We start from the raw sequence: 8,314 nt of genomic DNA, 5'->3' as shown, positions 1-8,314 counted from the left end.
ATCATCATCCGATGGTGGTGCTGATTGAGTCCGCAGCCTAGCACGACCGCCGACATCCGGTCGGCCGAGCGGCAACAGGAAGCCGCACCGGCGAACCCTCGCGACGCCGGAACGCTGGTTCGTCGGGACGCGACGCGAAAGGTCGCGCCCGGCGACGGCGCATCACGCCTTTCCGTTCTCCTCGCCTCGACCGTGGCAGACGCCTCGTCCACGACACGAGAAGCACGTCGACGCCCTGACCCGGCGGGGCGATCGGCTGCGCCACGGCGATCATCCCGGACGATCCGCCGATGTTCCATGCCTGAACGGACGGCGCGACGGAGCCGCACGCAGAGCGAGACGCACCGCTTCGCGATACCCGAGCACGGCCTCGTGCCTACTCACTTGCCAGTTTGTATTCAGCTATGTACGTTTTATCGAATGCAAATTGATATGCCGCATCGAATGATCGCTCAGACTGGCTGTCTCGACGCTCCGGAGCACGCTCCTCAGGCGAGTGCTCGAGGCGTGTCGGCACGTGGACTCGCCAGAATATCGGTTTGTGTGCACAAATACATGTTTAGTGTCATGCAAAATTGAGTGCAGTTCGAAGAATGAGCTCGCTTCTGCGCCGAAGCACCGCATAGGCGCCCCTCTGACCAACGCGTGAATGGAGAGCCGCGAAGATGACAGCCGATCGTACTGCCAAAGGGTCGAAGGCCTCAGCGAGCTTCGGCCGCACCTCGATCGACAGGCGCGTCGCCCTCAAGCTGATGGGTGGCGGCCTCGCGGCCCCCTTCGTGCTGAGGTCGGCGGAAAGCCGCGCCGCCGGGCCCTTGATCGTCGTGAACTACGGGGGTGCCGTCGCCGAGGCGAAGGACCGCGTCCTCTACAAGCCGTTCACGGAACTGACCGGCATCCCGATCGTGCAGGTCGCCGGCCCGGACCTCGCCAAGATCCGCGCGCAGGTCGAAAGCGGCGACGTCGAGTGGGACGTCGTCGACGTCGTCGACCCCTGGGTCTACGCCGGCGAGGAGTTCGGCTTCTACGAGAAGGTACCGGAGTCGCTCTACGATCGCTCCGCCGTCATCCCCGCCGCGCGGCGCGACTATAGCTGCGGCTCCTACGTCTATGCCGGCGGCATGGCCCACTCCAGCATCCGCTACGCCGAGGAGGGCCAATACCCCCTCTCCTGGGCCGAGTTCTGGGATGTGGAGAAGATCCCCGGCCGACGCGCGCTGCTCAACCGCGTCATCAACAACCTGGAGCTGGCGCTGATGGCGGATGGGGTGCCGCCGGAAGAGGTCTATCCCTGCGACGTCGAGCGCGCCTTCCGCTCGCTGGACCGCATCAAGCCGCACATCGCCGTGTGGCCGACGCCCGCGGGTCAGCCGGTCTCGCTGATCGAGGCCGACGAGATCGACTTCGCCTACAACTTCCAGCAGGTCGTCGTGCAGCGCCGCCGGGAAGCCGACGCCCCGGTCGCCTTCTCGTTCAACCAGTGCCTGCTCGGCATTCTGTGGACCGCCGTCATGAAGGGTGCGCCCAACAAGGACGCCGCCTTCCGCTTCCTCGAGTTCGCGATGAAGCCGGAGCAGCAGATCGCCTTCGCCAACATCACCAGCAACGCTCCGGTTTACCCCGCCGCGTTCAGCCAGATCGACAAGTCGCTGCAGCCCTGGGTGCCGGACCTCAACCGCGAGGGGTCCCTCGTGATCAACGGCGGTTGGTGGCTCGGCAAGGAGGAAGAGCTGACCATCCGCTTCAAGGAGTGGCTGATCAGCTAGCCCCCGATCGAGGCGGGCGCGGACGCGCCCGGCCTCGAGAGAGCGCGGCGGGCGGCTCGCTACCGCTCGCCGTGTCCACGACCCGCCGGCCGCTTCGATCATCCGTCTCGATCATCCGCCAGGACCCATCGATACATGACCGCACCCATCCCCTTCCCCGACCCGAAAGGCGTCATCGCGGCGTGCATTCTTCCCTTCGAAGATGACCATGCCATCGCCGAGCAGGACTATCGCAGCCACCTGCGGTACGTGGCCGCGCTGCCCGGGCTCGCGGGCGTCGCCCAGGTCGACCTGGAATTCTGCGAATATGGCGAATTGGAGCGCGTCGTCGACATCCTCGTGGAGGAGGTCGGCGGCCGCCTGCCGATCGCATTCGGCGTGCACCCCGCGCAGTATCGCGAGGCGGCCCGTCTCGCCCGCATGGCCGCCGACAAAGGGGCCTCCGCGCTGATCGTGCGCCCGCCCCGCAGCATGGGCCGCGAAGACCCCGCCCTCGCGCTGCGCCATTTCGAAAGCATCGCCGACGCCAGCGGTTTGCCGCTCGTCGTCTACCAGTTCCCGGTCGCAAGCGGCATCAGCTGGCCGATCGAGACGCTGCGGATGCTCGTCGACAAGGTACCCTCGATCCGCGCCATCAAGGACTTCTGCAACGACCCGGCGCTGCATCAGCGCAACATCCGAACCTTCCAGAGCCTTCCGCGGCCGGTGAACATCATCACCGCGCACAGCAACTGGCTGATGGCCTCGCTGGTGATGGGGGCGAGCGGCCTCTGCTCCAGCGTGGGCAGCGTCATCTCCGAGCTGCAGATCGCCCTGTTCGAGGCCGTGCAGCGCAACGACATGGCGGCCGCTCGCGCGATCAACGATCGCATCGTCCCGATCACGCAGACGCTCTACGAGCTGCCGACCGTCAACCTTCACACCGGCTGCAAGGAAGCGCTCCTGCAGCTCGGCCGCATCCGCTCCGCGGCCGTCCGACCGCCGGTGTCGCGGCTCGACGCCACGGCGGTGGCGCGCATCCATGCCGCCCTCGAGACCACCGGCCTCCTCCACAAAGAGCCCGTCCATGGGTGACGGGACCCCCGCCACACCAAAGCGCCGGCAGCTCACGCTGGAGCAGCGACACGCCCTCTACACCGCGCTCCTGATCGCGCCGGCGACGCTCTTCATGCTGTTCGTCTACGCCGTGCCGCTCGCCTACGTCGTGTCCGTCAGCCTGGCCGACAAGACCACCGGCGCCTTCAGCATCGGGTCCTATCAGCAGGTCGCGACCTCGAGCCTCTTCTACAAGGTGACGTGGACCACGCTGCAGATCAGCGCCCTCGCCACCATCACCTCGCTCCTGCTCGCCTACCCGATCGCGCTCTACATGAACTACCAGTCGGCGCGCGTGCGCGCCTTCCTCATGCTGCTGGTGCTCGTGCCGTTCTGGACCAGCATCCTCGTCAAGAGCTACGCGTTCACCGTCATCTTCGGGCAGGCCGGCGTGGTGAACCAGCTCCTCGGCCTGGTGGGGCTGCCGAGCGTGAAGCTGCTCTTCAACCGGGTCGGCGTGATCATCGGCATGACGCACTATCTGGTGCCGTTCCTGGTGCTCACCATCTTGACGAGCCTGCGAAGCATTCCGCCGGATCTGCCCCGCGCGGCGTCGATCATGGGCGCCTCCAAGCTCGTCGTCTTCCGCCGGGTCGTGCTGCCCCTCAGCATGCCCGGCGTCATCGCCGGCTCGGCGCTCGTCTTCATCCTCTCGCTGGGCTTCTACGTGGTGCCGGCCCTCCTCGGCGGCCGCCAGGACGTGATGCTCGCGAACCTCGTCGAATTCTATCTCCGCGAAGCGCTCAACTGGCAGATGGCCTCGACCATCGCCGTCATGCTGTTGCTGACGGCGGCCCTGTTCGTCGCGCTGCTCTTCAAGACGCGGGCCGGTGCCGCCCTCGCCGGAGAGCAGCGCGCATGATCTCGTCCCGCCACATCATGACATGGCGCGGCGTGGGCCTCGCCGCCGCCATCTTCGTCTTCGTCTTCCTCATCCTGCCGACGGCGATCGTGATCATCATGTCGTTCGGCGACAAGCGCGATCTGGTGTTTCCGCCGACCGGCTTCTCGCTGGACCTCTTCCGCCGCTTCTTCGCCGAGCCCGGTTGGACGCAATCGGCGCTCCTCAGCTTCCGCATCGCCATCCTCAGCGCCACCCTGTCGCTGGTGATGGGAACGGCGGCGGCGATCGGGCTGGCACGAAGCCGGTTCAGAGGAAAGGGGCTCGTGTCCCTCTTCCTGCACAGCCCGATCATGATCCCGGGCGTCGCGATCGCCCTCGCCCTCTACCTCTACCTCAACATGCTGGGCATCCGGAACAACGACGCCCGCCTCATCCTCGGCCACGTGGTGATGACGCTGCCCTTCGTGCTCGTCACGGTGTCGGCCGGGCTGCGCCACATCGACGAGACCCTCGAGACCGTCGCGACGGTCATGGGCGCGGGCCTCTTCACCGTCTTCCGCCGCGTCACCGTCCCGCTCCTGGCGCCGGCGCTCACCATCGGCTGGCTCTTCGCCTTCGTCACGTCGTTCGACGAGGTGATCGTGTCGTGGTTCCTCGTGCGCGCCGGCCACATGACGCTTCCGGTGAAGATGTACTCCAGCATCATGTTCGACATCTCGCCGGTGCTTGCGGCCGTGTCCACCATGCTGACCGGCCTCACCGTCTTTGCCTGCATCGTCATGGCCGCAATGCAGAAAAAGGAAGCATGAACTTGAGTGACAACGCCATCGACACTTCCACTCCGATGATCTCCCTCGACGGAGTGCGGAAGGAATACGCGGATGTCATTGCCCTCGACACGACCGATCTGCAGGTGGCGAAGGGCGAGTTCATGACCCTCCTCGGGCCGAGCGGATCGGGGAAGACGACCCTCCTCAACCTGATCGCCGGCATGACCTCGCCCACGGCCGGGCGTGTGGTGATCGCCGGCACCGACGTCACGGCGACGCCGCCGGCGAAGCGCGGGCTCGGGATGGTGTTTCAGAACTATGCGCTGATGCCGCATATGACGATCTTTCAGAACATCGCCTTCCCGCTGCATATCCGGCACCTGCCGAAGCGCGAGATCAACCGCCGCGTCCGCGACGTCCTGGAGCTGATCCAGCTGCCCCACGTCGCCGACCGCAAGCCGAAGGAGCTGTCCGGCGGTCAGCAGCAGCGCATCTCGCTGGCCCGGTGCATCGTCTACAACCCGAACATCATCCTGATGGACGAGCCGCTCGGCGCCCTCGACAAGAACCTGCGCGAGCAGATGCAGATCGAGATCAAGCGCCTGCACAAGGAGCTCGGCGTCACGATCCTCTACGTCACCCACGACCAGGAAGAAGCGCTCAACATGTCGGATCGGATCGTCCTCATGAAGGGCGGGAAGATCGAGCAGCTCGGCACGACCGACGAGCTCTATTTCGACCCCGCGTCCGTGTTCGCCGCGGACTTCCTCGGCCAGTCGACCCTGATCGAGGCCACCGTCCGGACCGAGGGCGATCCGGCGATCCTGGAGATCGCCGGCGGAACGCGCTGCCGCGTCTCCCGCGGGACCTGCACGGCCGGCACGCGGGGAACGCTGATGTTCCGCCCGGAGGCCGCGAGACTCGCGCAGCCGGGCGAGGCCACCGGCGACGCGAACGTCGTGAGCGGCGAGCTGAAGCACACCATCGCGACGGGCAGCGTCGTGAAACACTATGTGGGCCTGCCCAACGGCGACACGGTCATCGTCCAGGAGTTGGCGAACCAGCACCGCACGCGTCTGCCGATCGGCATCCAAGTCACCGTGTCCTGGCCGGTGGAGGCCGGGCTTTTTCTCAATGGCTAGATCGCGCGCATGCGGCTTGCCAAATCATGGAGCTCTGCGTGACAGCATCCGCTTTTCCTGAGACCTCGGGCGTCAGCGCGGCTTGCCTCGTTCCCTTCAACGACGACTACTCGGTCGACGAGGCCGGAGTGCGCCAGCACGTTCGCGACATCCTGCTGACCGAGGGCCTGTCCGGCCTCGCCCAGTCGAGCGAGGTCGAGGTCCTGAGCTTCGAGGAATGGCAGCGCTTCGTCGATATCATGCTGGAGGAGGTCAACGGCCGCATTCCGGTGATCGCCAGCGTCTACGGCGAAGGCCGCGAGGCGGTCGAGGCCGCACAGTCGGCGGAGAAGGCGGGGGCGTCGACCTTGATGGTCTATCCGCCGAAGGGCGGTCCGTTCCGGCCGGAGGTGGCCCACCGCCACATCGGGCTCATCGCCGATGCCTGTTCGCTGCCGATCATGCTCTACCAGTTCCCGGCCGCGACCGGACGCGGCTACACCTTCGACACCGTGATGAAGCTCGTCGACACCGTCCCGGCGATCACCTCGCTCAAGGACTGGGGCAACGATCCGGCGCTCCATCAGCGCTTCATCCGCACGCTGCAGACCCGCGACGTGCCGGTCAACGTCATCAGCGCCCACAGCGCGTGGCTGATGGGCTCGCTCGCGATGGGGTGCAACGGCCTCTGCTCCAGCATCGGCAGCATCATGTGCGACCTGCAGCTCGCGCTGTTCCGGGCGATCAAGGCCGACGACCTCGTGCAGGCGCGCGCCGTCAACGACAAGCTGGTGCCGATCACGGACGCGCTCTACGTGCCGCCCACCCACGACCTTCACAACCGCACCAAGGAAGTCCTCTTCGCGCTCGGGCGGATTCCGAGCCCGGTCGTGCGCCCTCCCCTCGTCAAGCTCCCGGAAAACGAGGTGAACGCGCTGCGCGAGGCGATCGTCCTGTCGGGCCTCGAGAAGCGGGGGTAGGCGCGGCGAGGCTCCGGGATGGACACCGAGCACGTCCGGCGCAACGCCGAGCGCGAGATCGCCCGCATCGCCGCCCATAGCGCAGGCTCGGTGGGGGTCGCCGCCGAGCATCTCGGCAACGGCGCGCAGCTCGCCTACCGCGCCGCCACGCGGTTTCCGCTTGCGAGCACCGTCAAGGTGCCGCTGGCGCTCCTCGTCCTGAAGATGGCGGAGGCCGGAGAGCTCCGCCTGTCAGACCCCGTGGACGTCGAGCCGGCGGACTTCGCGCCCCTCTCCGTCCTCGGCGCGGAGTTTCCGCATCCCGGCCTCAGCCTCTCGGTTCACAACCTCCTCGAGGTGATGATCACCCACAGCGACAATACCGCGACCGACGTGCTCTTTCGCCTGGTGGGCGGGCCGCCGGCGGTCGCGGACTTCGTCGAAGAGCTGGGCCTGCCGAATTTCGAGGTGAGACGGACGATGCGGGAGGCACTCGCCGTGCTGCACGAAATCGCCCTCCCCTCGCCGAGCGTGTCGATCCGCGAGGCTTTGGCGGAGATCTCGGCGGCCCAGCACGATGCCCGCAACCGGCAGCCGGGGCCCGACGGGGGCTATCGCCACGCCGAGCGCGACCACGGCACGCCCGCCGACATGCTCGCGATCCTGCGAGCCGCATGGCAGGGCCGCATCGTCGACGCCGCCTCACGCGACAGGCTCATCGACATCATGGGGCGCACGCGGGCGCGGGAGCGGATCGGCGGTCGGCTACCGCAGGGCGTCCCACTCGCCAACAAGACCGGGAGCGGCCGCGGCACGTCGAACGACGTCGGCTATCTCACCCTCGCGGGCGAGGCTGCCCCCGTCGCCCTCGCGATCTACTGCAAGGCCTCCCCCTTGCCGATGGAGGCGCGCGACCGGGTCGTCGCCGACATCGCGCGCCTCGTCTACGACTACTTCGTGATGACGGCCGCCGATCCTGATCAGCGGCCGTCCCGTCCGAGCCGGCGGGACGCGCTCAGATCGCGGCGCGGCCGCCCGAGAGGTCGAAGACAGCCCCGGTCGTGAACGAGCATCCCTCCGAGGCGAGGAAGGCGATCATCGCGACCACCTCCTCGACGCGACCGAGCCGGCCGAGCGGGATCAGCGCGATCGCCGCGTCGAACCGCGCCTTGGGCACCGAGCGCATGAACTCCGTCTCGATGGCCGACGGCGCGATGCAGTTGATGCGGATGTTCGTCTGCACGAGCTCGCGGCCCAGGGCGTTGGTGAGGCCGATGACACCGGCCTTCGCCGCCGAATAGGCCGGCGAGCGGGGCGTACCCTGCCGCCCGGACATCGAGGAGAGGTTCACGATGCGGCCGTAGTCGTTCCGCTCCATCACGGCGACGACGTGCTTGCAGCACAGGAAGGTGCCGGTGAGATTGACCGACAGGCAGCGCTCCCAGTCGGCGAGCGCGTAGTCCGTGATGGGGGCCTGGCTGCCGGCGATGCCCGCCGAGTTGACCAGAATGTCGATGCGCCCGAACCGCTCGGCGACCTCGTCGGTCGCGGCCTTCACGGAGGCCTCGTCGGTCACGTCCACCTGCCGCGTGAGGGCGAAGCCGGCCCCCGCCGACGCCTCCGCCAAGGTGGCGTCGTTCCAGTCCCACACGACGACCCGCATCCCCTCGCTGGCGAAATGCTGGGCGACGCCGAGGCCGATACCGCTGGCGCCTCCCGTCACGACGGCGACCGGCGCGCCTTCCTGTCCGTCCGTCAT

At 67.4% G+C, this 8,314-nt stretch carries 8 protein-coding genes; 7 read left to right on the top strand and 1 reads right to left on the bottom strand.

Annotated elements, in window-relative coordinates; genetic code table 11:
* Positions 1–665 precede the first annotated feature (665 nt).
* The 7 genes from JCR33_RS19925 to JCR33_RS19895 all read left to right on the top strand — a co-directional run bounded on the left by JCR33_RS19925 (position 666) and on the right by JCR33_RS19895 (position 7,620).
* Positions 666–1,766 (top strand): extracellular solute-binding protein, encoded by a 1,101-nt coding sequence (locus JCR33_RS19925; RefSeq protein ID WP_198883873.1) that lies wholly within the window; start codon positions 666–668, stop codon positions 1,764–1,766.
* Positions 1,767–1,901: 135 nt separating this feature from the next.
* Positions 1,902–2,840, top strand: a complete 939-nt coding sequence (locus JCR33_RS19920; RefSeq protein ID WP_198883872.1) for a dihydrodipicolinate synthase family protein — start codon at positions 1,902–1,904, stop codon at positions 2,838–2,840.
* Positions 2,833–3,723 (top strand): ABC transporter permease, encoded by an 891-nt coding sequence (locus JCR33_RS19915; RefSeq protein ID WP_198883871.1) that lies wholly within the window; start codon positions 2,833–2,835, stop codon positions 3,721–3,723. The genes JCR33_RS19920 and JCR33_RS19915 overlap by 8 nt, the downstream gene beginning before the upstream one ends.
* Positions 3,720–4,514 carry an ABC transporter permease gene (locus JCR33_RS19910; protein WP_198883870.1) on the top strand — a complete coding sequence of 265 codons (795 nt, stop codon included), beginning with the start codon at positions 3,720–3,722 and terminating at the stop codon, positions 4,512–4,514. The genes JCR33_RS19915 and JCR33_RS19910 overlap by 4 nt, the downstream gene beginning before the upstream one ends.
* 2 nt (positions 4,515–4,516) lie before the next feature.
* Entirely contained in the window at positions 4,517–5,617 is a 1,101-nt protein-coding gene (locus tag JCR33_RS19905; RefSeq protein ID WP_232372701.1) for an ABC transporter ATP-binding protein, read from the top strand.
* A gap of 38 nt (positions 5,618–5,655) precedes the next feature.
* Complete coding sequence (locus tag JCR33_RS19900) at positions 5,656–6,576, top strand: dihydrodipicolinate synthase family protein (protein WP_198883868.1); 921 nt, start codon at positions 5,656–5,658, stop codon at positions 6,574–6,576.
* Between the two features lie 18 nt (positions 6,577–6,594).
* Positions 6,595–7,620 carry a serine hydrolase gene (locus tag JCR33_RS19895; RefSeq protein WP_198883867.1) on the top strand — a complete coding sequence of 342 codons (1,026 nt, stop codon included), beginning with the start codon at positions 6,595–6,597 and terminating at the stop codon, positions 7,618–7,620.
* On the opposite strand, the gene JCR33_RS19890 is transcribed toward JCR33_RS19895, so the two are convergent.
* Entirely contained in the window at positions 7,571–8,314 is a 744-nt protein-coding gene (locus JCR33_RS19890; protein ID WP_198883866.1) for an SDR family NAD(P)-dependent oxidoreductase, read from the bottom strand. The genes JCR33_RS19895 and JCR33_RS19890 overlap by 50 nt on opposite strands.

It is taken from the genome of Acuticoccus mangrovi (assembly GCF_016411865.1).
Classification (GTDB): Bacteria; Pseudomonadota; Alphaproteobacteria; order Rhizobiales; family Amorphaceae; genus Acuticoccus; species Acuticoccus mangrovi.
Note: the sequence above shows the minus strand (reverse complement) of the source record. Positions and strands in the feature narration are given on the sequence as shown.

Bases quoted from the DNA above. Each gene is read 5' to 3' on its own strand.
- JCR33_RS19925 (WP_198883873.1), top strand. From the start codon at position 666: ATGACAGCCGATCGTACTGCCAAAGGGTCGAAGGCCTCAGCGAGCTTC.
- JCR33_RS19920 (WP_198883872.1), top strand. From the start codon at position 1,902: ATGACCGCACCCATCCCCTTCCCCGACCCGAAAGGCGTCATCGCGGCG.
- JCR33_RS19915 (WP_198883871.1), top strand. From the start codon at position 2,833: ATGGGTGACGGGACCCCCGCCACACCAAAGCGCCGGCAGCTCACGCTG.
- JCR33_RS19910 (WP_198883870.1), top strand. From the start codon at position 3,720: ATGATCTCGTCCCGCCACATCATGACATGGCGCGGCGTGGGCCTCGCC.
- JCR33_RS19895 (WP_198883867.1), top strand. From the start codon at position 6,595: ATGGACACCGAGCACGTCCGGCGCAACGCCGAGCGCGAGATCGCCCGC.
- JCR33_RS19890 (WP_198883866.1), bottom strand. From the start codon at position 8,314: ATGACGGACGGACAGGAAGGCGCGCCGGTCGCCGTCGTGACGGGAGGC.